The organism is Actinomadura pelletieri DSM 43383, from assembly GCF_003634705.1.
GTDB lineage: Bacteria > Actinomycetota > Actinomycetes > Streptosporangiales > Streptosporangiaceae > Spirillospora > Spirillospora pelletieri.
In genome coordinates, this window is record NZ_RBWU01000001.1 from 1,247,829 (window position 1) to 1,271,326 (window position 23,498).

13 protein-coding genes are annotated in these 23,498 nt (G+C 69.9%); 8 read left to right on the forward strand and 5 right to left on the reverse strand.

Translation table 11 applies throughout. The features are described from left to right. Positions 1-89 precede the first annotated feature (89 nt). Together BZB76_RS05640 and BZB76_RS05645 are read left to right on the forward strand one after the other, a co-directional pair. On the forward strand, positions 90-6,560 hold the full coding sequence (locus BZB76_RS05640; protein WP_121433173.1) for a DEAD/DEAH box helicase: 6,471 nt from the start codon (positions 90-92) through the stop codon (positions 6,558-6,560). Next, positions 6,557-8,719 carry a UvrD-helicase domain-containing protein gene (locus tag BZB76_RS05645; protein WP_121433174.1) on the forward strand — a complete coding sequence of 721 codons (2,163 nt, stop codon included), beginning with the start codon at positions 6,557-6,559 and terminating at the stop codon, positions 8,717-8,719. The genes BZB76_RS05640 and BZB76_RS05645 overlap by 4 nt, the downstream gene beginning before the upstream one ends. Before the next feature lie 21 nt (positions 8,720-8,740). Here the strand turns inward: BZB76_RS05645 and BZB76_RS05650 are convergent, their stop codons facing one another. The 3 genes from BZB76_RS05650 to BZB76_RS05660 all read right to left on the reverse strand — a co-directional run bounded on the left by BZB76_RS05650 (position 8,741) and on the right by BZB76_RS05660 (position 11,069). Beyond that, a complete protein-coding gene (locus tag BZB76_RS05650; RefSeq protein WP_121433175.1) occupies positions 8,741-9,322 on the reverse strand; it encodes a PIN domain-containing protein in 582 nt (193 codons plus the stop codon). A 12-nt stretch (positions 9,323-9,334) separates the two neighbouring features. After that, positions 9,335-9,874 (reverse strand): helix-turn-helix domain-containing protein, encoded by a 540-nt coding sequence (locus BZB76_RS05655; protein WP_121433176.1) that lies wholly within the window; start codon positions 9,872-9,874, stop codon positions 9,335-9,337. A gap of 160 nt (positions 9,875-10,034) precedes the next feature. Next, complete coding sequence (locus tag BZB76_RS05660; RefSeq protein WP_121433177.1) at positions 10,035-11,069, reverse strand: helix-turn-helix domain-containing protein; 1,035 nt, start codon at positions 11,067-11,069, stop codon at positions 10,035-10,037. Positions 11,070-11,168: 99 nt separating this feature from the next. Between BZB76_RS05660 and BZB76_RS05665 the strand changes: the two genes are divergently transcribed. Then, a complete protein-coding gene (locus BZB76_RS05665) occupies positions 11,169-12,068 on the forward strand; it encodes an alpha/beta hydrolase (RefSeq protein ID WP_121433178.1) in 900 nt (299 codons plus the stop codon). Position 12,069: 1 nt separating this feature from the next. Here the strand turns inward: BZB76_RS05665 and BZB76_RS05670 are convergent, their stop codons facing one another. Next, positions 12,070-12,768, reverse strand: coding sequence for a TetR/AcrR family transcriptional regulator (locus BZB76_RS05670; protein ID WP_211342841.1), 699 nt, complete (start codon positions 12,766-12,768; stop codon positions 12,070-12,072). A gap of 99 nt (positions 12,769-12,867) precedes the next feature. Between BZB76_RS05670 and BZB76_RS05675 the strand changes: the two genes are divergently transcribed. From BZB76_RS05675 to BZB76_RS05690, 4 genes are all read left to right on the forward strand, one after another. Next, positions 12,868-14,331 (forward strand): MFS transporter, encoded by a 1,464-nt coding sequence (locus BZB76_RS05675; protein ID WP_246006762.1) that lies wholly within the window; start codon positions 12,868-12,870, stop codon positions 14,329-14,331. Continuing rightward, positions 14,328-16,091, forward strand: a complete 1,764-nt coding sequence (locus BZB76_RS05680; protein ID WP_211342842.1) for an ABC transporter ATP-binding protein — start codon at positions 14,328-14,330, stop codon at positions 16,089-16,091. Before BZB76_RS05675 ends, BZB76_RS05680 begins: the two co-directional genes overlap by 4 nt. Then, a complete protein-coding gene (locus tag BZB76_RS05685) occupies positions 16,088-17,803 on the forward strand; it encodes an ABC transporter ATP-binding protein (protein ID WP_121433181.1) in 1,716 nt (571 codons plus the stop codon). The genes BZB76_RS05680 and BZB76_RS05685 overlap by 4 nt, the downstream gene beginning before the upstream one ends. 80 nt (positions 17,804-17,883) lie before the next feature. Continuing rightward, complete coding sequence (locus BZB76_RS05690) at positions 17,884-18,678, forward strand: endonuclease/exonuclease/phosphatase family protein (protein WP_121433182.1); 795 nt, start codon at positions 17,884-17,886, stop codon at positions 18,676-18,678. Between the two features lie 266 nt (positions 18,679-18,944). On the opposite strand, the gene BZB76_RS05695 is transcribed toward BZB76_RS05690, so the two are convergent. Continuing rightward, positions 18,945-22,052 (reverse strand): AfsR/SARP family transcriptional regulator, encoded by a 3,108-nt coding sequence (locus BZB76_RS05695; protein ID WP_121433183.1) that lies wholly within the window; start codon positions 22,050-22,052, stop codon positions 18,945-18,947. A gap of 226 nt (positions 22,053-22,278) precedes the next feature. On the opposite strand from BZB76_RS05695, the gene BZB76_RS05700 reads away from it, so the two are divergent. Beyond that, on the forward strand, positions 22,279-23,490 hold the full coding sequence (locus BZB76_RS05700) for a hypothetical protein (protein WP_246006763.1): 1,212 nt from the start codon (positions 22,279-22,281) through the stop codon (positions 23,488-23,490). Positions 23,491-23,498 lie beyond the last annotated feature (8 nt).

Consider the following 23,498-nt stretch of genomic DNA (forward strand, 5'->3'; position numbering starts at 1 on the left):
AGTAGGGTTCCCACGACGCCGCCCATGTAGGTGCTGGGTAGGCGTCCGGCCTTCCCCGCAGGCACTGATGACTCCGGAGGGACTGAGTCTTGAAGCCGACGTTGGCGGCGGAGGAGTTGCGGGAGAACCTGACGCAGTACCTGTCGACGACGTTCGCGCTCAGTGACCCGTCGGCGCGGGAGGCGTTGCAGCGGTTTCTGAACCATCCCGAGCAAGGGATCTTTCGGGGGCCCTACCTGCGGATCAGGACGCCGTTCCGGAAGGCCGAGTCGGGGTGGCAGGACTGTCTTGAGTGGCACGGTCTCGACTTCCGGCCGCACCGGCACCAGGCGAAGGCGTTCGAGCGGCTCAGCACGCTGCACGGTCCGGCGAAGCCGACGCTGATCACGACGGGGACCGGGTCCGGTAAGACGGAGTCGTTCCTGATTCCCGTCCTCGATCACTGTCGGCGGGAACGGTCGCTGGGGCGGGGTGGGGTCAAGGCCGTCCTGCTGTATCCGATGAACGCGCTCGCCACCGACCAGGCGAACCGGCTCAACGACTACCTGCACAAGCCGGGGCTGGAGCAGGTCACCTCGGGGCTGTACATCGGGGACACGCCGGAGATCGGGTATCGGCGGGTGATGACGGATCGGGCGGAGATCCGCCGGAACCCGCCCGACATTCTGATCACGAACTACAAGATGCTGGACCTGCTCCTCCAGCGCGTCGACGACGTTCCGTTGTGGAAGGACACGAACCTCGCCTACGTGGTGGTGGACGAGTTCCACACCTACGACGGCGCGCAGGGCACCGACGTGGCGATGCTGCTGCGGCGTCTCGCGGCCGTCACGGGACGGCCGTTGGGGGACGTCTGCCCGGTCGCGACGTCCGCGACGCTCGGCGAGGGCGGGGACGGCGCGGCGATCCGGGCGGCGGCCGGGGAGGTGTTCGGGACGCCGTTCCCCGACGACGCCGTCATCGGCGAAGACCGCTGCACCGTCGACGAGTTCCTCGACGAACTCGACTACGCGCTGCCGCTGCCGTCCCCCGACGACCTCATCGCGTGCGGTGACCCGATCCACGACCCGGACGCGCTGAAACGCATCCAGCGGGAGGTCACCGGCAGCGACGACCTCACCCCGCAGGAACTCGCGAAGGCGTTGAAGCGGCACATCCTCACGCGGGCCGTCCTGGACCTGCTCAAGGACGGTGACCCGCTGACGCCGGAGCAGATGCTGAAGCTGCTGCCGAAGATGGGCGCTTACGCGTGGGGCGCGTTCATCGTCGACAACCCGGCGAAGGCGGCGACGGCGCTGGCGCGGTTCGTGGCGCTGGTGTCGGCGGCCCGTGACCCCGACGCCGACGACCCGGAGACTCCGTTCCTGCTGGTGGAGACGCATCTGTGGGTGCGGGCGGTGTCGCGGCTGCTGCGCATGGTGGACGACCGTGCCGCGTTCGCGTGGACGGGGGAGCTTCCCGTCCTGGAACCCGACTCGAACTTCGACCCCTACTCCAGGACGCTGCTCCCGGCGATCTACTGCCGGCACTGCGGCCGGTCCGGGTGGGCGGCGTTCTCCCCGCAGCGCGACCCGATGGACCTCGTCACCGTCCCGGAGCGGATCTACCGGGCGTCCACCGGGCCGGAGAAGAAGCGGGTCCGTCCGCTGATCGCGGCGACCCGGGCAGAGGTGGAGGCGGGGGTGCGCGGCCTCGTCGTCCTCACCGGCGACGGGGTGAAGACGTTCGATCCCGTCCTGCACCGGTACGGCGCGCTCGGGGACGGCGTGTTCGTGCTGACCGACCTGTCCCACGACGACGCGTCCGAGAACGCCGCGAAGCAGGACCGATGCCCGGCGTGCGCGATGGACCAGGGCATCCGGTATCTGGGTGCCGGGCTGGCGTCGCTGGCGGCGGTGACGGTGACGCAGCTGATGGCGGGCCGCCAACTGTCCGCCGACCCGCGCAGCCGCAAGACGCTGCTGTTCAACGACTCCGTGCAGGACGCCGCGCACCGGGCCGGGTTCGTGGCGAACCGGTCGTACGCGTTCTCCCTCCGGCGGCTGATCAGCTCCCGGTTGGAGCCGGGGCGGGGCGCGCCGCTGAACGAGGTGATCGGCGACCTGGCGGCGGCGGCCAGCCAGTCGGGGGTGCTGCCCGCGGTCGTCCCGCCCGACCTGCACGAACGTCCCGAGGTGGACGCGATCCTCGCCGAGACGACCACCGGCACCCCGGCCGCGTGGAACCTGATCGGGGAACGGCTCGCGTTCCAGACGATCCTGGAGTTCGGGCTGCGGTCCCGGCAGGGCCGCACCCTCGACCTGACCCGCACCGCCGTCGCCGAGGTCGCGCTGCCCGACCCGGACCGGGTCGCGGCGCTGGCCAAGGACGTCCACACGCAGCTCACCGGCATGATCGACCTTCAGGCGCCGGAGCGGTACGCGACGTTCGTCCGGGGTCTGCTGGAACGGCTCCGATATCGGGGCGCGATCAAACACCGGTGGCTGGACGCGTGGATCGCGTGCGGCGGCACCAGCCGGTTCGGCGCGATCTGGGGGCGGCGGCCCGACGGGATGCCCGCGTTCCCGCGCGGGCTCAGCGCCCCGACGTTCCTGCTCGACCGGCAGAAACGCCGGTCGGAGTTCGACCGGATCGACGCCGAGCAGGGTTGGGCGCAGGACTGGGCGGTCCGCTGCCTGTCCCTGGACCGGCGGCAGGCCGGCGAGTACCTGCGGCGGCTGCTGCCCGTCCTCGCCGACGAGGGCCTCGTCGCCAGACGGGTCATCGACGGGTCGACCGGCGTGTACGGGCTGCAACCGGGACATGTCACCGTCCACGCGCTGACCGACGCGGAGGCCGACGACGCCGGGCTCGGCTGCGACCGGTGCGCGTGGCAGCAGACCCTCCGTCCCGTCCTGGTGGACGCCTGGTACGGGCAGCCGTGCCCCCGCTACCGGTGCGGCGGCACCCTCACCGACCGGGGCACCCGCGGCTACCGCGACGACTACTACCGCCGCCTGTACCTCGGGCACGAACCGTTCCGCGTCGTGACGGCGGAGCACACCGGCGCGCTCAGCCGCCGCCAGCGCGAGGACGTCGAGGCGCGTTTCCGCAGGAAAGAGCAGCGTTACAACGACCCGAACGTCATGGCGTGCACACCGACGCTGGAACTCGGCATCGACATCGGCGCCCTGTCCGCGGTGATCCTCGCGTCGCTGCCGCCGGGCCCCGCGAACTACGTCCAGCGGGTGGGACGCGCCGGACGCAAGAGCGGCAACGCGTTCCTGGTGACGCTCGTCGGACGGCACCCCCGCGACCTGTACTTCATCAACGAACCCGAGGCGATGATCGCGGGCCGGATCGTGCCGCCCGGCAGCTACCTGTCCGCGATCGAGATCCTGCGCCGCCAGTACGCCGCGCACCTGGTCGACCTGTGCGCGCGGGGACGGCTCCCGGACGTCCTACCGCTGCCGCGCCGCGCGTCCGCGCTGTTCGGCGAGACGGGCTGGCTCGCCGCGTTCACCGCCGCCGCGCTGGAATGCGGCGCCGTCGAGGGGTTCCTCGAACTGTTCGGCGACTCGGTGTCCCCGGACGCCGCCGCCGACCTGCGCGCGTTCGCCACCGCCGGGCTGAAGGACACCGTCCGCGACATCGAGGACCGGTGGCGGGAACGCCGCGCCGACCTGGAGGACCGGCTCCAACGCATCGACGACGCGATCGACTCGCTGCTGGCGTCGGACCCTTCGCAGAACGCCGTCCGCCGGTCCCTGCGCTCCGAACGGACCGGGATCAGCCGGTTGATGGGCGAGATGGGACGCCGCAGCGCCCAGGGCACCCTCGTGGAACTCGGGCTGCTGCCGAACTACTCGCTGCTCGACACGGTCACCACCCTCGAAGCGACGATCACGTGGGAGGAGGAGAGCGCCGAGCAGCGGAGGTACCACAGCGAAGTCCGCGAGTACGGACGGTCGGCACGGCTCGCGCTGACGGAACTGGCGCCCGGCAACTCCTTCTACATCCGCGGCTACCAGCATGTGATCAGCGGCCTGGACATCGGCACCGAGTCACGTCCCACCTGGGAGCACTGGCGGGTGTGCCCGGGCTGCGGTCACGTCCGGACCGGGCTCGACACCGCCGACGACGTGTCGGTGTGCGCGCGGTGCGGCGACCCCGCGATCGGCGCCGTCCAACACCTGCACAAGGTGCTGCGGCCCACGCGGGTGTTCGCGCACGACCGGCGGGACGAGGCGCGGATCGATGACGACTCCGACGAACGGCGGCGCCGCTTCTACGAGGACGCCGTCGCCGTTGACATCGACCGCGCCGACATCGCCCCCGGCTCGTGGCGGCACTCCGGTTCGGTGTTCGGGGTCGACTTCACGCGGCATGCCGTCGTGCGCCGGTTCAACCTCGGTGTCCGGCGCACCGACCGCCGCGACGTCACGCGCTTCGCGGGCGAGGAACGGCAGGTCGCGCACTTCCACGTCTGCCCGGCGTGCGGCGGCACCACCGTGGACGGCCCACCCGGGCAGGACGACGAGAACGACCGCGACGCGCTGATCGGCACGTCGTCCACCGACCGGACCCGCCGCCACCACCGCACCTGGTGCCCGTACCGGCGGGCGTCACGGGACGCCGACCACCACATGATGATCCTCGCGCACGAGCTGCGGACGGAGGCGCTGCGGATCCTGCTGCCCGTCGCGACCCTGTACGTGGAGGAGCGGACGGTGTCGTTCCAGGCCGCGCTGATGGCGGGAGTCGCGGCACGGTACGGCGGCGACCCCGACCACCTGGAGATCGTCACCGCGACGATGCCGGACCAGGCCACCGGGCGGCGCCGCCGGTTCCTCGTCCTGCACGACACGCTGCCCGGCGGCACCGGATACCTGCACCGGCTCGCCGACCCCGCCGAGTTCCGGCGGGTCCTCGCCGCGGCCCGGGAGATCGCCGCCGGATGCCCGTGCCGCGAGGACCACGGCAAACCCGCCTGCCACCGCTGCCTGCTGTCGCACGTCCCCGGCACGCTGTTCGACAAGGTCAACCGCGCCGAGGCCGTGGAGATGCTGGACGAGCTGCTGGACGACTGGCAGACCACGTCCGTCGCCGACACCGGCGAGATCTCCCTGTGGGACCAGGTCGAAAGCGAGCTGGAGGCCCGGTTCCTGGAGGGCCTGGAGAACTGGGCGAAACGCGACGGCGGCAACGCGTCGCTGGAACGCGGCCCGGTCGTCGCCGGACGCAAGACCGCCGATCTGCGCATCAAGGTCCCGGACCCGGAGACGGGCGGCGCGACCGTCCGGCGGTGGCGGGTCACGTTGCAGAACAGGATCCGCGGCACCCGCCCGGACGTCCTGTTCCGGCTCATCGACGACGAGCCGCAGCAGGTCACGGTGTATCTCGACGGCTACAACTACCACGCCTCCCCGGAGATCAACCGGCTCGCCGACGACGCCGCGAAACGGGCGCAGTTGCGGGCGCACGGGCGGCTGGTCTTCCAGCTCACCTGGAAGGACCTCGACGAGTGGGAGGAACGCCGCCACGAGCCCCGCAACGGTGTCGAGGCGTACACCCCGTACCAGAACAACGCGCGGCTGGCGGCCAGGAAGCTTTACCAGCAAATGGGCGGTGACCCGGACGAAGTGCCGCGAACCATGTGGACCAACCCCGTCGACACCCTCCTCGCCTACCTCGCCGAACCGGACCGGGACGTGTGGCTACGGCGGGCCGAGGCGGTCACCGCCGGGGTGCTGCGGTCGAGCCTGCGCAGCGGCGGAACACAATGCGACCGCTCCGGAGTGGGCGCACGCGTGAACGCCGCGCTGCGCGGGGAACCGCTGCCCGCCCAGGAACAGGGCCCGATCCAGATCTACGCCGCCGACCCGCTGACGGTGATCCTGGACCAGAGCCGCATGGGCGCCCCCGAGTGGAGCGCGTTCGTCGTCATCGACGACCGCAACGACACCATCGTCGCCGACGTCGACCGACACAAACGCCGGTGGGCGGCCTGGCTGTACTGGGGAAACCTGCTCCAGTTCCTCGACCACGGGAACGGGGACGGTGGGCAACTCGCCCTATCGGAGATCGACCGGTTCGACCCGGAGTCGCTCGCGGCGGCCGGTGGCGGCGGCCGGTCCACCGCGCTCAGCCTGTTCCCGCTCGACGAAGACCTGTGGGACGAGCCGTCCCCGGAACCCGCCGCCGACACCACCCCGACTGCGCCCGAGGAACCGGCGCCGGTCACCCCCGAACCCGCCGAACCGACCGTGCTGACCGGCGGCTGGCTGGAGGTCCTCGACGTGATCGTCCCGGACGAGCCCGGTCTCGCCTCGTTCGTGCGGAGCCTCGCCGCGGCCGGGGCCCCACCGCCACCCGCCAAGGGCATCGGCTACGAACTGGGCGAACAGGGGTGGCAGGCGGAACTGGCCTGGCCGGACCGCAAGGTCGCGATCGTCCTCGCCGGTGACGACGAGGAGGCCCGCCGCCGCGACGCCGCCTTCGCGGAGGCCGGCTGGGACGTCCGCGCCGTGGCGCACTGGACACGTGAGGAACTGGTGGAGCGAATCAAGGGGACGACATGAGCGGGGCGCGGCTGCGGCTGCTGGACCGGGCCGAGAAGGAGATTCTGAAGCTCCCCCGCTCGGTGAAGGGCGCGATTTACGACTTCCAGCACAAGTTCCGCAACGACCCCGGTAACAAGGGGCTGCGGTTCAAGCAACTGAAGAACTCGCAGCTGTACTCGGCGCGCGTCAACGACGACTACCGGGCGCTGCTGCTCCACGCGGGCGGCGCCGAGTACATCTTGGTCGCGGTCAAGCCGCGCGGTGAGGTCTACGACCACCTCGACCGGTACCGATACCAGATCAACCCGGTCACCGGCGGAATCGAGTTCCTCGACCTGATCGTGGCGGAAGAGGCCGTCGGCGGCGACGCGCAACCGTCGCCGACCGTGGAGACCGTCCCGCTGTTCGCCGCGTACACGCCTGAGCAACTGCTCGAACTCGGCGTCGCCGAACCGCTGCTGCCCCTCATCGCGAAACTCACCACCGAGGACGAACTGCTCGCCCTCGTCTCCTACGCCCCCCAACTGACCGCCGAGGTGCTTCTCGCCCTCCACGACGGCGCGTCCCCCGAAGCCGTCCTCGAACAGGTGACCGCGCCCGTCGCCGCCGAGGAGCACGTCGACACCGAGGACTACGCCGCGGCGCTCGTCCGTCCCGCCACCGCCGTCTCCACCCCCGACGCCGACCTGCGGGAAGTCCTCGAACAGGGCGACTTCGGCCGGTGGAAGGTGTACCTGCACCCGACACAGACCAAGCTCGTCGAGAGGGACTACACCGGCCCGGCGCGGGTCAGCGGCGGCCCCGGCACCGGCAAGACGATCGTCGCGCTCCACCGGGTGAAGTACCTGGTGGACCGGCTCCCCCCGGGCGGCGGCAAGAGCGTCCTGCTCACCACGTTCAACAAGAACCTGGCCGCCGACCTCGAACAACGACTCATCGCGCTCGCCGGAGAGGAGGTGACCGCCCGCGTCCACATCACCAACGTCGACAAACTCGCCGGCGAGGTCGTCGCGGAGGCCGACCGCGGCCGAATGCGCCGCCGCCTCGACGACGACAAGGCCCGCAAGGAATGGGACGACCTCCTCGCCGAGGAGAACGAGACCCGCTGGGACGCCGAATTCCTTTACGAGGAATGGTCACAGGTCATCCTCGGCCAGGGCCTACGTACCCAGGCCGAATACTTCCGGGCCCGCCGCGCCGGACGGGGCCGCCCCCTCAACCGCGCCGACCGCAAACGGATCTGGAACCTCACCGAGCGGTACGTGATGCGGCTGGAACACAAAGGCCTGTCCACCCTCCGCCAGGTCACCGAACGGGCCGCGCAGATCGAAGCGGCCCGCGCCAGGGACCGGGAGGCCTACCGCGCCCGCCAGGCCGACACCCCCCAACTCCAGGACGAGTCCGGAATGCGGCTGCGCCCCCGCTACCGCCACATCGTCGTCGACGAGGCCCAAGACCTCTCCGCCGCCCACTGGCGCATGCTCCGCGCGATGGTCGACCCGGGCCCCAACGACATGTTCATCACCGGCGACACCCACCAACGCATCTACGGCAACCACGTATCACTCGGCAACCTCGGCATCGCGATCCGCGGCCGGTCATCACGACTGACCCTCAGCTACCGCACCACCCACGAGATCCTCGGCACCGCCGTCCGCCTGCTCGGCGAAGACCAGTGGGACGACCTGGACGACGGCAGCGACGACCTCACCGGATACCGCTCCCTCCTACGCGGGGCCCACCCGGAACTACGCGGCTTCCCCACCTGGGAGGCCGAACTCGACGGCATCGTCCAACAGGTCACGGCCTGGGACGCGGACACGGTCGCGGTCTGCGTCCCCGAACGCCGCATGGTCGCCGACGTCGAGGCCCGCTTGGCCGCGAAGAACATCGTCGCCTGCGCCATCACCGCGGACGGCCCCCGCCACGTCGAGGCGTCCGTCCACATCGGCACCATGCACCGTTTCAAGGGCCTCGAATACCAGAACATGATCATCGCCGGTGTCGCAGAGGGCCTCGTCCCCGCGGCCCGCATCACCCGCTTCGCCACCGAGGACCCCCTACGCTTTCGCCGCGACCTCCGCACCGCCCGTTCCCTACTCTTCGTCGCCCTCACCCGCGCCCGCGACAACGCCCTCATCACCTGGCACGGCACCAAAAGCCGCTTCCTCCCTTGAACGAGCCTTTTACAGGAGCGGCTATTTGCGGGCTTCTCGCATGATCTCGACGGCGTCTGTCATGCGGTAACGCTCGGCCAAGACGGTGAAGATCTCATCCTGGGTTCGCTTGGGCCCTCGTGCGCCGGAGCGTTCAACGATGGTATCGATCGCGGTCAACGCTCCGAGTGGATACAAGGCCACCGTGTTGGCCGCGAACCGGGCAGGGAGGATTGTGGCGAGGCCGCTGGGGAGCTTTGCCGGTGGAAAGTCTTTCGTGTTATGTGTGACGATCGCTCCCGCACCGGTGACCATGGCTGCGGCGACGATGTGCTCGTCATCGGGGTCCGGGAGTCCGTAAGTGCCCTCCAGACCTTCCCAGCCTTGGGCTTCGGCGTCGTCGAATGCCGAGCTCATCCGATCGATCAGCAAACGAGCGCGTGAGCGCGCTTGCGGAGCCTGCTCCCCCCGCTTGATCAGCTTACGCGTCTCGTGTTCCTCGAGTTCCGCCAGGATCGCCGCACTCCAAACGGGGCGATACAAGCCCTCGGTGGCGAGGGAGAGCAGAAAATCGCGTTGCAGGCTGGGCCACAGGACACAGGTATCCAGGAGGGCGGTGAACACGCTCTCAGTTTGTCAGCGCTTCGAATTCCGGCGGCGCCGTTCGCTGACGGCGCGACGGATCTCGCGCAGTTGGATCAGTGTCTCGTCGAGGTCTTCTTCGTCGTCGATGTCGATAGCGGTGGCTTCGAGTGCGGCGTACTGTGCGGCCCGTCGTTTCTCCCGATAAGCGAGGAGATCCCCCAAAAGGATCCGACGATGCGTCCCTGTCCTTTCGTAGGGAATTCTGCCCTCGTCGAGCAATTTGATCACCGTGGGGCGGCTGACGCCCAGGATGTCGGCGGCCTGCTGTGTCGTCAGGGTCTTCGTCGAGGGCGCCACCGTGACGGCGAACCCACGCCGAAGCGCCTCTACCACCTGGGTGAGGACACGATGCACCTCTGCGGGGACTTCGATCTGGTCGCCTGGAGAGGCCCCCGCCAGGAAGTAGCGAGGTTCGGGCAGACCGCGTCCTGCCGCCTCGTGCGCCTTCAAGAAGTCATGGACCTGGGCGAGTCGCTCGTCGGTGACATCGTCCGGCAGGTAGGTCTCTTGCTGCAAAGTGACCGCTTCCATGATTCCTCCTCCCGCAAGCATCGTAACTCCTTGCGTTTCTTTCGTCTAGCTCCCTACGGCTTGCTGGACTTCGTGGAGTTGGGCGTGCCGGGGGGAACTGGTCGCCGAGGGGCGGGACGTCCACCGGGAAAGGTGCCCGGTGCAGGACTCTGGCCCGGGTTCAGTTGTTGAGGAGGCGCCAGGCGGTGAGGGCGAGTCTGGCTCGGGTCAGGCCGGTGGGGTCGGTGATGTCGGTGCCCAGGGCCTTGCCGATCTGCTCGACTCGGCGGGCGACGCTGCTGTGGTGCAGGTGGAGGAGATCGGCGGCCCGGCGTAGGGAGCCGGTGGTGCAGTAGGCGTCCAGTGTCTCCAGGTCTTGTGGGGTGTCGGCGATGAGGGCGATTGCGGCCACGTCGGGGTTGTCGCGCAGGGCGCTGTGGGGGAGTTGGGCGAGCAGCGCCATCGCCCCGAGGTCGTTGTGGTGGACGACGGGTCGGCGGGGTGTGGTGAAGCGGAGGGCGGTGCGGGCCTGTCGCCAGGAGAGGTCGGGGGCGTGGGAGGCGCCGATGCCCGCGTGGACGCCGGGAGGGAAGCGGGACGGGTCGATGGTGGTGGCCAGGATGACGCCCACGCCGTCGAGCGGCGCGGCCTTCACCGGGCGGGCCGGGCAGATCATCCCGGCGACCTCGTCGAGGGGAAGGCGTGACCGGACCGCGGCGACGCGGACCGGCAGGTCGGCGGCGAAGCCCAGCAGGCGCAGCGCGCGGGCCCTGGCGGCCTGGTCGCAGTCGGCGGCGATCACCAGTTCGGCGAGGGCGGGGTCGGTCATCGTGGTGCGGGCCGGGCCGTACTTCTCCAGGACCGCCGCGGCGGCGATGGCGAGCCGGTCCAGGAGCACCTCGTCGAGCGGGACGGCAGGGCCGGGGCGTTCCAACCACACCGTGCCGACCTCCTCGTCGTCGAGGGTGATGGGCGTGGACGTGGACGCGGGCGGCGCCGGGTCGTGGGGTCGGGCGCCGTCGGGGGCGACGCGGAGTACCCGTCCGGAGCCGTGGATACGGATACCGGCCACGCATTCGGCCAGGCCCGCCGAGGCGCGGGCGAGTGCCGGGAGGTCGACGCGTCGGCGCATCAACGTGTCGTAGAACGTGACGACGCGGATCGCTCCCTCCGCGTAGGTGTCCAGTCCCGACAGGCGTATGGCGAGTGCCTCCATGGCGGCAGGATAAAGGCCGCCGGTCGGTGCGTTAGCAGGGCGGGACGCGCGACGCCTGGCGGATGATCGTGGGGAGCGCCGGGGGTGAGGATGGGCGTCATGGATCCCGAACTCGAAGCTTTCGTTCCGCTGATACCGAAGGTCGACCTGGCCGACGCGGCCGTCGCGCGGAAGGAACTCGCCGCGCTGGCCGCGGCGGCGTCGGACGTGGTCGCTGCGAATCCCGACGTCGAGGACATGGTGGTCGAGGACCGCACGGTACGGGGGGTGCCGGTGCGGATCTACCGTCCGGACGGCGCGCACGGTGCCGTCATCTGGTTGCGCGGCGGCGGCTGGGTCCTCGGTGACCTGGACACCGAGCACCGGATGGCGGGCGGCATCGCGAGCGGCTCCGGTGCGGTGGTGATCTCCGTGGACTACCGCAGGTCGCCCGAACATCGGTTCCCGGCCGCCCTGGACGACCTGTACGCCGTGCTGACCTGGACGTCCGAGCACGCGTCCGAACTCGGCGTCACCCCGGACCGGATCGCGGTCGGCGGGCACAGCGCCGGTGCGGGGCTCGCGGCAGCAGGGGCGTTGCGGGCACGTGACCAGCAGGGGCCGCCGATCTGTTTCCAGGTATTGAACCAGCCTGTGCTGGACGACCGGCAACAGACGTGGTCGCAGCGGAACTTCACCGACACGCCATGGCTAACGCGCGACAACATCGCTGCGGCGTGGCGGCACTACCTGGGTGCCGAGGCCGCCACGCCGTACGCCGCCCCGGCTCGTGCCGGTGACCTTTCCGGTCTGCCACCGGCCTATATCGCCACCGCGGAGTTCGATCCGGTGCGTGACGAGGGCATCGCCTATGCGTCCCGCCTGTTGGAGGCGGGTGTGCCGGTCGACCTGCACCAGTGGCCCGGGACGTTTCACGGTTCGCATGCGATTCCGTCCGGTGTGTCGCAGCGGCAGGTCGCCGAACTCGGCTCCGTCCTGCGCCGTGCCCTGGCCGAGTGAGTCAGGTCGGGTTGGCTCGGGTCAGGAGGCCGGTGACGAAGATGTGGAGGACTTCGGGGTAGATGTCGGAGGCGGCGCGGTCGGGCCACTGGTCGCCGATGGCGCGCAGGGTCGGGTAGCGGGACGGGTCCAGGCGGCTGAGGCTGAACTCGCGGTCGAGGTCGGCGAAGTCTTCCCGGCGGTGGGCGGTGTGGGCGCGGACGAGGATTTCGCCGACCGTGTAGTACCAGAGGCTGCGGAAGACGTCGACGGCCTGGAGGTGTGTGCAGCCGTGGTCGACGGCGGCGGCCACGATCGTTTCGATGAACCACAGGGCCGAGTCGCCCAGGCGGCCGAGGAAGCCGTCGGCGGTGAGGACCTCCGCGCCCCACGGCCAGGCCGTCAGGGCCTCGTGAATCGCTAGCCAGGCGACGACGATCCGTTCGCCGGGGTCGTCGGGGAGATCGGGGCGCGGGACCTTGTCGACGTGATCGTTTATCAGCTGGACGATCAGGTCATCCTTGTCCCGCACGTGGTGGTACAGGGTCGTGGGTCCGACGCCGATCTCGGCGGCCAAGCGGCGGATCGTGAGGCTGTCCCAGCCGTCCCGGTCGATGAGGCGGCGGGCGCCCGCCAGGATCTCGGCGCGGGACGTCGCCGGTGGCCGCCCGGTGCGGCCGGACGGTGCTGACATCAGGTCGGGTTCTCGTTGTCCGGGCACCGTCCCATCATGCTGCCCTTCCGGGCTTGCTCTGGTTCCCGGCTCTCGTGTTGTACTTTAGGAACATGTTCCGAAAGTAGCCGGCTCATGGAGGCCGTTGTGACGAAACGCAGTGAGGTGGCCGTCCGACCAGGGCTCATCCTCGCCACGGTGGCGGTGGTGCAGTTCCTGGTGTCGCTGGACCTGTCGGTGGTGAACGTCGGGCTGCCGGAGATCGGCTCGGCGCTCGGCTTCAGTGCCGTGGGGCTGACCTGGGTGATCCACGCCTACGCGCTGACCTTTGGCGGGCTGCTGCTACTCGGTGGGAAGGCGGCCGATCGGTACGGGCAGCGGCGGATGTTGATGGGCGGGCTCGGGCTGTTCGGGCTCGCGTCGCTGTTCGGTGGGTTCGCCGCTGAGTCCTGGCATCTTGTTGCGGCGCGTGCTGCTCAGGGGGTCGGGGCCGCGGCTCTGGCTCCCGCGGCGTTGGCGCTGTTGACCGCGACGTTTCCCACGGGGAAGACGCGCGTTCGGGCCTTTGGGATCTGGAGCGCCACCAACGCGGCGGGCGGGGCTCTCGGTGTGCTGGTCGGGGGCCTGCTCACCGAGTTCGCGGGCTGGCGGTGGGTGATGTTCGTGAACGTTCCAATGGCCTTGTTCGCCCTGGCCATGGCCTGGCGTGGTGTCGCCCCTGATCCGGTGCGGCGCCGTTCTGGACGGCCGGACGTTCTTGGTGGCGTGTTGGCCACGGCGGGCATGAGCTTGCTGGTGTTCGGCATCGTCCGCACTGATGAGTATGCGTGGACGTCCGTTGTGACCGTCTCGACCCTGGCGGTCGCGGTGCTGTTGCTGGCCGTGTTCCTCGTCGTCGAGCGGATCACCGCCCGTGACCCGCTCGTCCGGCTCGGGCTGTTCGCCAACCGGTCCGTGCTCGGCGCGAACGCCTACATGTTGGTGGTCGGTGGGGGCATGGCCTCGGCGTTCTACTTCCTCTCGCTGTACGTGCAGGGGGTGCTCGGGAACGGGCCGGCCCTCGCCGGGGTCCAGTTCCTGCCGCTGGCCCTCGGGGTGATCGTCGGTTCCGTGGTCGCCATCAAGGTCGGGTACCGGTTCGCGCCCCGGGTTCTGCTGGTGAGCGGTGCGCTGCTGACCGCGGCCGGGTTCGCCTGGTTCGGTCTGATCAGTGTGGACGGATCCTTCCTGACGGACGTTCTCGGGCCGTCGCTGTTGGTGGGTGTCGGGTTCGGGCTCTGTCTGGGGCCGATCGTGTCGGTTGCCACGGCCGGGGTCGCGTCGCATGAGGCCGGGACCGCGTCCGCGCTGCTCAACAGTTCGCGTCAGATCGGTGCCGCGCTGGGGCTCGCGGCTCTTGGTACCGCCGCCCAGGGGCGGGCCGGATCGGCGGGGACGCCTAGCGCGCTGAATGAGGGTTACGCGTTCGGGCTGACGTTGTGCGCCGGGCTTCTCGTGGCGGCCGCCCTGATCGCCCTTGTTGTTCCGCGTCGCACTGGTGCACCGGTGCCGGATGTTGTCGTCGAAACGCGTCGGCCGGAGTCGGCGGGCATGAAGGGAAGTGCGCGATGACCAGCGTTGACGTCGAGCGGCCGGGGATGGTGGGGTTGCTGCGGCCCCATCTCGGGGCTTTCGCCGCCGTGGTGATCTTCCAGGTCGTGGGGGCCATCGCGGGGCTGGCGCCGCTGCTGGCGGTCGTCGAGCTGGGACGTGAGCTGCTGGCCCCCGGCCCCGTGGACGAGGGGCGTGTCTGGACGGTCGTGGCCGTGGGCGCGGTCGGGCTGTTCGTCCGGCTGGTGTTCACGGCCGCGTCGTCCGGCATCGGGCATCTCCTGGACGACCGGGTGCAGCTGTCGTTCCGGCGGCTGCTGGCCGAGCGGCTCGGGCGCGTCCCGCTCGGGTGGTTCTCGCGGCGCCGGACGGGTGAGCTGGCCAAGGTGGTCGGGGAGGACGTCAGCGCCGTCCACCCGTTCATCGCCCACGCCCCCGGCGAACTGGTCGCCGCGTTCGTGGTGCCGCTGGTGTCGCTCGTCTACCTGTTCACCGTCGACTGGCGGCTCACGCTGATCACCCTGATTCCGGTGGTACTGGCGGTCGCGCTGGTTCCGTTGATGATGACCAAACCCCGGCTGCGCGAACAGAAGGAGTTCGACGAGGCCATGGGCCGGATCGCGAGTTCGGCCATCGAGTTCGTGCAGGGCATCTCCGTGGTCAAGGCGTTCGGCGCGTCCGGACGCGCCCACCACCGGTTCATCACGGCCGTTGACGATTTCGTCGGCGCCTTCTACCGGTGGGTCCGCGGGCTGTCCGGGATCGCGGCGGGGATGCAACTGGCGCTGTCGCCGCCGTTCGTGCTGCTGGTCGTGCTCGTCGGCGGCACATCCCTGATCACGTCCGGGGACATGGCCCCGGCCGATCTGCTGCCGTTCCTGCTGCTGGGGCTCGGGCTGACCGCCCCGGTCGCGGCTCTCGGGCACGGCTTCGACGACATGCAGGCCGCGCAGCGGGCGGTCGGACGGATCCAGGACGTGCTCGCGGTGCAGCCGCTCCCGGAGCCCGCACATCCCGTTGCGCCGCGCGGGCACCGCGTGGAACTGCGTGACGTACGGTTCGGCTACGAGGCCGATCACGAAGTGCTGCGCGGCATCAACCTGGTGCTCGAACCAGGGACGGTGACCGCGGTCGTCGGGCCGTCCGGGAGTGGGAAGTCGACGCTCGTCCAACTGCTGCCCCGGTTCTTCGACCCGACCGGCGGGTCGGTCGTCCTCGGCGGAGTCGATCTCCGTGAGATCGGTGGCCGGGAGCTGTACCGGACGGTGTCGTTCGTGTTCCAGGACGTCCGCCTGCTGCGCGCGTCCGTCGCCGACAACATCGCGCTCGCGGTGCCGGACGCCGACCGCGACGCCGTGGTCCGCGCGGCGCGGCTGGCGAACATCCATGACCGCGTCCTCGAACTGCTCCGCGGATACGACACGGTGATCGGTGACGAGGCCGGGCTGTCGGGCGGTGAGGCGCAGCGGATCTCGATCGCGCGGGCGCTGCTCGCCGACACGCCCGTGCTGGTACTCGACGAGGCGACCGCGTTCACCGACCCGCAGACCGAACAGGCGGTACGGCACGCCCTGAAGACGCTGGAAGGCGACCGGACGATCCTCGTCATCGCCCACCGCCTGGAGACGATCGCCGACGCCGACACCGTCGTGATGCTGGACGGCGGAACGATCGTGGAGCGCGGCAACCCCACCGAACTCCTGGCACGAGGCGGCAGGTTCGCCGCGTTCTGGCAGGCCCAGCGGGCGGCGGTCACCGATGAAATGGAGGAGTCGCGATGATTCGCACGCTGCTGCGTGTTCTCGGCCACGAGTACGCCGGGCCGGTGCGTCGCACCGTCGCGTTGATGACGGTGACCGCGGTGGCCGAGGGCCTGTCCTACGCGCTGCTGGTCCCGGTGCTGCGTGAGCTGTTGGGCGACACGCCCTCGGACGCCTGGCCATGGCTGATCGCGTTCGGCGCGGCGGTCGCCGTCTACGCGGTGCTGCGCTACATCAGTGACCTGTCCGGGTTCCGGGCCGGGACGACGCTGCTGCACGGCATGTACTACCGGCTCGGCGATCACCTGGCTCGGCTACCGCTCGGCTGGTACGGCGCCGCACGCGTCGGGCAGGTGTCCGCGCTGGCGAGCCGGGGTGTTCTCGACGCCATGGGCGTGATCGCGCATCTGCTGGCGCCGTTCATCTCCGCGTGCGTGACGCCCCTGACCATCGTGGTCGTGATGCTCGCCTTCAACTGGCAGTTGGGGCTCGCCGCGCTGGTCGCCGTCCCGATCGTGGCGGTGATCCAGCGTTGGACGGGACGCGCCATGACCGCCGCCGACGCCGAGCGCGCCGAACGCGACCACGAGGCGACCGGACGGGTCATCGAGTTCCTCCAGGCCCAGCCGGTGCTGCGTACCGGTGGCCGGACCGCCGAACGGTTCCGGCTGCTCGACGACTCACTGCGGGAACTCCAGCGCGCGTCCCGCCGCACAGTCCTGTCGGCGCTGCCCGGCGTGGTCGGGCTGGTCCTGACGGTGCAGGCCATGTTCACCGTGCTCCTGGCCCTGGGCGCCTACCTTGCGATCGGTGGGGACGTCGGCGCGGCTGAGGTCCTGACGATCCTGGTGCTGGCGGCCCGTTGCGCCGACCCGCTGCTGGCGCTGTCCGACCTCAGCGGCAAACTGCGCGGCGCACGCTCCGAGCTGGCGAGGCTCGACGGGGTGTTGAGCACCGAGCCGCTGCCGGAACCATCCGAACCGGTCGAGCCGCAGAGCCATCACGTGGAGTTCGACTCTGTCACCTTCCGGCATGGCGACCGTACGGTCATCGACGGTGTGACGCTGTCGGTTCCCCAGGGTGGGCGGCTCGCCGTCGTCGGGCCGTCCGGCGCGGGGAAGAGCACCTTCCTGCAACTGCTCGCGCGCTTCTACGACGTGGACGCGGGCGCGGTGCGCGTGGGCGGCCTGGATGTGCGCGACATCAGCACCGACGTGTTGATGAAGCAGATCGCCATCGTGTTCCAGGACGTCTACCTGTTCGACGGCACCATCGAGGAGAACATCCGGCTCGGCCGTCCGGACGCCTCCGATGCCGAGGTGCGGGCCGCCGCGACCGCGGCGCGTCTCGACGAGGTGATCGACCGGTTGCCCGGCGGCTGGGGCGCGAACGTCGGCGAGGGCGGCGCGCTCCTGTCTGGCGGCGAACGCCAGCGCGTCTCGATCGCGCGTGCGCTGCTGAAGGACGCGCCCATCGTGCTGCTGGACGAGGTGACCTCCGCCCTGGACCCGGTGAACGAGGCTGCGGTCCACGACGGCATCGACCGTTTGATGGCGGGCCGGACGGTGGTGATGGTGGCGCATCGGCTGCGGACCGTACAGCGCGCCGACCACATCGTCTTCCTGGACGGCGGACGCATCGTCGAGCAGGGCACCCACGCCGAGCTGCTCCGCCGCGGCGGCCGCTACGCCGACTTCTGGACCGTCTCCACGGCCTCCGCCGCGCACGACTGAGCCGGGCCCGCCTTCCGGCCGGACGACCTCCGATGAATGATCATTTATCGTGAGACGTCCGGCCGGAACGGAGATCAGCCATGGGAGCCCCGCGGAGCCTTCGGGTCGCCACCTACAACCTGTTCGAGGGCGGACTCGACCGTGACCCCGTCCCCGGACGGCGGGAGGACGACTCCCGCCTTCAGGAGCAGGTCGCCGTACTCGCGTCCCTCGACCTGGACCTCATCGGCCTTCAGGAGGCCCGGTGGGGAAAGGACGGATCGGAGCGGGCCCGGAGAATCGCCCGGCGACTCGGCATGTCGTACTGTTTCGTTGGTCCCTCGAACTTTTACAGCCTCGACCTCGCCGTGTTCGTGCGCGAAAGCGATGACATCGCCGTCGCCGGGACGGAACATCTCCTTGGCCCGCCGTGGGTTCATGGGCTCACCAACGTCACGCTGCAAGTCGGCGGACGCCCTGAGCCCCTGCATTTCCTCGTCGGGCATTCGGCTCCGAGCAGCCCGACCACGCGCCTCGCCGAAGCCGAGATGGCGACCGTCCACCGGCATCTGGACGCCATCTACGTGGCGGACTTCAACGCCGCCGCGATCGGCGAGGAACCCGGCGACACGGTGGCCCTCTCGCACAAGGCGGCCCAGAAATTCGACACCCGTCCCGCCGAGGAACTCGTCGCCGCCGGTTTCCGTGACGTGGGCGCGGATTGGGGCGACTCCACCCCGACCGTGGGATACACCGGGCGTGGTGTCGCCTACCGCTGCGACCGGATCCATACGACGCTTCCCAGCGAGGGGATCACCGGTTACGGCGTCGTCCTGGAAGGCGATGGGCTCAGCGACCACCGCGCGGTCTGGGCCGAGTTCACGGTCGGCGGGTGACCGACATGCCGCGGGCCGGGTTCGATGAACCCGGCCCCCACTACGATGGTCTATGAAAGTGACTGAAGAATAGTCTGGATGACATCGCCAATAGGCGATGCCCACATAAAGATATTCTTCATGAACGCGGTCAACTCGCCGAGCCTTTCCCAGGTGAAACCGGACAGTATGGAATAAATCTCTACATACTTAGGCGCCGGTGATCACCATAGCATATTGGGCGCGTCCGAAAAGTCTGTCGCTATCGAGAGAATTCGGGCAAAGCCCTAGGATTCGGCGGCGTCATCCCGCTCCGCGAGCCGGGCGCGGACGGCCTCCGCCTCCGGAACGCCGAGATTCTCATAGAGTTCCAAGGCCTGCCGGTCGTACGGCGTCGCCTGGACGATCCCGCGAATCTGGGCCGTGACCTGGCCCAATCCGTCCAGTGCGCGGGCCTCCTGGTAGGCGTCGCCGATCGAACGCGCGGCGTCTAGGGCCTCCTCGTAATGTTCGAGCGCCAGCCGATGACGACCCGACCCGTGGTAGGTCTCCGCGATGTTCAACAGCGCGGCGGTGGCCTCGAAACGCTCGGCGATCTCCCGAGAAACCGATAGGGAATTCTGGAAATGAATGAGGGCCTCGCGCTCACGCCCGGTCTCCGCGTACCAGCGGCCGATATTGTTCAGACAGGCCGCCTCGCACCGCCGGTCGCCGATCTCCTGGTAGATGGTGAGCGCTTCCCGGTACAGGTCGATCACCTCGGCGGTCTGCCCGGCCTTGACACGAACGGTGGCGACGTTGTTCAGCCACACGGCCCGGTGTTGCCGACCCATCTCCATGACCTCGCCCGCCTTCTCGAAGTACCGGAGAGCCGAGGCGTTGTGGCCGAGCCGGAGTTCGAACAGACCGAGGTTGTTGAGCGCCATCTGCTGCCCCGCGCGATTTCCGACCGCCTCGTGGAGGGAAAGAGCCCGCTGTAGCGCGTCGTTCGCCTCGGTATAGCGGCCCTGATGCCAGATGACGATCGAGAGATGGCTGAGGACTTCCGCTTCGCCCTGCCGGTCGCCGATCGAACGCCGAAGCTCGAGCGCCTGCTCGTAGTAGCCGAGGGCGACATCGTAGTCGGAACGATGCCAATGAATCAGGCCGAGTTGGTCGAGAACGGTCGCGACGGCACCGGGAGCCGCCGTGTCCCGGACGACGTTCCGTCCCCGGTTCGCGACCTCAAGCGCTTCTTCGAGTTCGCCCGCCCGGAGAAGGAGCCTGCTCAGATCGACCAGCGCATATGTCGTTCCCGTGGTGTCGTCCAGCGTGGTCCACGCCTGTACGGCCTGTTCGTGGATCGCGACCGCCTCGGGCCAATGCCCCTGCTTTTCGAGATATTCGCCGAGCGCTTTCGCCAGTAGGGCGGCATGGCGCGGACGCCCGATCTCGAACGCCACACGCGCCACCCGCAGGACATTGTCGAGTTCGGTGCGCATCCACGACCGCGCCTGTTCCTCGTCCTTGAAGAACGCCTCCGACACGGTCGGAACCGGACGCGCGCGGTAGGGGAACAGCAGCCGGTCCGCGTGCGACGCGGCGACCAGGTAGTGATCCAGTAGGCGGTCGAGGGCCGCGTCGCGGATCGAGGGCGGATCGTGCTCGGCGACCAGGCGCCGCGCGTACTCGCGGATGAGGTCGTGGAACCGGTAGCGGGCGGGTCGCGTCTCGCCGATCAGGTGACGGTCATGGAGACCGTCCAGCAGCGCCTCGGCCTCGGCCGGTTCGGTGTCCAGCAGGATCGCGGCGTCGAGCGCGGACAGCTCCAGGCCCGGATGCAGCCCGAGGAGCCGGAAGGCGCGGCGGCCATCGGCGTCGAGATCCAGGTACGACAGCTCGAACGCGACATGCAGCCGCCGGTTCTCCGCCCGGATCTCGGACAGCAGCCGCCCACCGGCTCCCAGCCGTTCGACCAGGTCGGACACCGTCCAGCTCGTCCGGTGCCGCAGCCGGTTGCCGATCAGCTGGACCGCCAGCGGCAGATGGCCGCACAGCCGCACCACGGTGCGGACGGCGGCCGGATCGGCGTCCGGGCCCAGCTCGGCCGACTTGATCAGCAGGTCGGCCGCGTCGACGGGGTCGAGCACGTCGAGTTGGAGGGTGCGCGCGGCGTCCAGACCCGCGAGGCGGCGCCGACTCGTGACCAGGACGAGGCAGCCCGGCGTTCCGGGCAACAGCGGACGAACCTGGTCGTGGCCGAGCGCGTTGTCGAGGATGAGCAGGACGCGTCGCCCCGCCAACTCGGACCGCCAGAGGGCGGCACGCCCGTCGAGGTCCTGCGGAATCCGCTCGGGGACCACGCCGATCGCCCGCAGCAGCCGGTCGAGTGCCGACGCGGGGTCGAGCGGCTCGCGTTCCGGATCGTAGGCGCACAGGTCGATGAAACTCTGACCGTCGGGATAGCGCGGCGCCAGCGCGTGCGCGAGATGGATCGCCAGCGTGGACTTGCCGACGCCCGGCATACCGTCGATGGCCAGGACGGTCACGGCCGTGCCGCCATCCTCGGCCAGCGCCGTGAGCCGCGCGAGTTCCGTCTCCCGTCCGGTGAAGGTGTGCAGGTCGCGGGGAAGGTCGCTGGGCGAGGCGACCCGCGTCGACTGCCGCGGCGGCATCAGCGCCGGATCTCCGGTGAGGATCCGCCGGTGGAGTTCGCGCAGCTCGGCGTGCGGGACGGCGCCCAGCTCCACGGCCATCCGCTGCCGGGCGTGCTCGAACACGCGCAGCGCCTCTCCCGACCGGCCACTGCGGTGCAAGGCCAACATCAGCAGCTCGACGGGCTTCTCCGCGTCCGGGAACCGGTCGACGAGCTCGTTCAGCTCCGGGATCAGCAGGGCGTGGTCGCCGCGGTCGAGTCGCAGTCTCGCCAGTTCGAGGGAGGCGCCGAGGAACTCCTCCTGCATACCGTGCCGCCGCCGCGCCGCCCACCGCCCGGCGACACCGCCGAGCGGCTCGGCACGCCACAGGCGCAACGCCTCGCCGAGAAGCCGCACCGCCTCGTCCCGCCGCCCGCTGTCGGCGATGGCGCGGGCCTGGTCGCGCAACGACAGGAAACGGTGATAGTCGATGGCGTCCGGGTCGACGTCGAGGACGTAGGCGCCCGACCGTTGCTCCAGCCGCGCCTCGCCGAGGGCATGGAGGGTGCGGCGCAGCCTCGTCATGTGCGGGTAGAGCAGATCCCTCGCCTTGGGCGGCGCGTCACCGTCCCAGACACGGTCGATCAGCACGTCGATGGTCACCGGTCGGCCAGGGGTCATCAACAGCGCGGCGAGGAGACAGCGTTCTTTCGCCCAGCCCAAGTGCTGCCGCTGCCCACCCGACCACACTTCCATCTGACCGAGGATGCGGAATTCCATCCGCACTCCCTAGGGAAGCCGATCTTGACATCTATTATCTTCGCAGTGTCAAGTGACATTTTCCACTAGTAAGCACGTTCTGCCCTGGCCACGATGGGTCTCTCGGGCGGGGAAACTGCAAGCCTTCCGCAAGGGTTCGGCAAGGTGCACCGCAAGGACGGCCACCGATGCTCGGTGTGGGGTCGCGAGATCGGACAACACTGAGCAGAGGGGCAGTGAAACGGAAATGTCCGAAAATCAATGGCGCCCGGTCCCAATAGGGCTCGGCGCCGAGAAGTGGGCCACCCGACGCGAATGCAAGACCGTACTGGTGATCGTCCACACCGTCACCTCGGGGCAGCGGGTCCTGGAGGCCGCGCGGCTCCTGGAGAACGACCTGCGCGTCCAGGTCGTCTTCACCCAGGCGCCGGACGTGTTCGGCGACGGGGTGGCCGACCTGCTCACCTCCATCGGCGCGGCCCAGGTCCCCTGGGAGCAGGCCAGGCAGACGAAGTTCGACCTGGCCATGGCGGCGAGCCTGGCCGGCCTCCACGAGATCCACGCGCCGCTGATCGTCATGCCGCACGGGGCGGGGCACAACAAACTCGTCGTCCGCCGCGCCGGACGCGCGGTCGGCGGGCGCGCCGCCTACGACCTGGACTCCCAGCGGCTCGTGCACGACGGGGCGCTGGTGCCCACGTCCCTCGTCCTCGCCCACAACGAGGACCTCGGCCATCTCGGCAGGTCGTGCCCGGAGGCGGTGCCCGCCGCGGTGGTGTGCGGCGACCCCTGCTTCGACACGCTCGTCGCCAGCCTGGCCTGCCGGTCGTCCTACCAGGTGGCGTTGGGCGCGGGCGACGGACGCAAACTCGTCGTCGTCACCTCCACCTGGGGGACGAAATCCTTACTGGGACGGAACGCGGAGCTGTGGCCACGACTCCTGACCGAACTCCCCAAGGACGAGTTCCATGTCGTCACGCTGCTGCACCCGAACGTCTGGTACGGCCACGGGACGTGGCAGGTCCGCACCTGGCTCGCCGACCTCCTGAGACGCGGTCTCAGCCTCGTGCCACCGGAGGCCGACTGGCGGGCCGTGCTCGCCGCCGCCGACTGGGTCATCGGCGACCACGGCTCGGTCACCGCGTATTCCGCGGTCACGGGCGTGCCGGTCCTGCTCGGGAGCTTCGCCGACCGTGACTGCCAGCCGGGCTCCGCGCAGTCCCTGCTCGCCGAGGTCGCGCCGCGCGTCTCCAAACGCGGCTCGCTGCGCCGCCAACTCCTCCAGGCCGCCGCCGACTTCGACGGCGAACGCCACCGGACCGTGATCGACCGGCTCAGCTCCGAGCCGGGCCGCTTCAACCACAACATGCGGCAGTTGATCTACCGGCGGCTCCGGCTACGGGTCCCCGCCACCGTGCCGGTCACGCTGCCCGCCGTCCCGCCGTACCTGGCGAAATGAGAGGTGGC

Excerpts from the sequence above, each read along its gene's own strand:
- BZB76_RS05645 (WP_121433174.1), top strand. The coding sequence starts at position 6,557 with ATGAGCGGGGCGCGGCTGCGGCTGCTGGACCGGGCCGAGAAGGAGATT.
- BZB76_RS05655 (WP_121433176.1), bottom strand. The coding sequence starts at position 9,874 with ATGGAAGCGGTCACTTTGCAGCAAGAGACCTACCTGCCGGACGATGTC.
- BZB76_RS05660 (WP_121433177.1), bottom strand. The coding sequence starts at position 11,069 with ATGGAGGCACTCGCCATACGCCTGTCGGGACTGGACACCTACGCGGAG.
- BZB76_RS05665 (WP_121433178.1), top strand. The coding sequence starts at position 11,169 with ATGGATCCCGAACTCGAAGCTTTCGTTCCGCTGATACCGAAGGTCGAC.
- BZB76_RS05680 (WP_211342842.1), top strand. The coding sequence starts at position 14,328 with ATGACCAGCGTTGACGTCGAGCGGCCGGGGATGGTGGGGTTGCTGCGG.
- BZB76_RS05685 (WP_121433181.1), top strand. The coding sequence starts at position 16,088 with ATGATTCGCACGCTGCTGCGTGTTCTCGGCCACGAGTACGCCGGGCCG.
- BZB76_RS05690 (WP_121433182.1), top strand. The coding sequence starts at position 17,884 with ATGGGAGCCCCGCGGAGCCTTCGGGTCGCCACCTACAACCTGTTCGAG.
- BZB76_RS05695 (WP_121433183.1), bottom strand. The coding sequence starts at position 22,052 with ATGGAATTCCGCATCCTCGGTCAGATGGAAGTGTGGTCGGGTGGGCAG.
- BZB76_RS05700 (WP_246006763.1), top strand. The coding sequence starts at position 22,279 with ATGTCCGAAAATCAATGGCGCCCGGTCCCAATAGGGCTCGGCGCCGAG.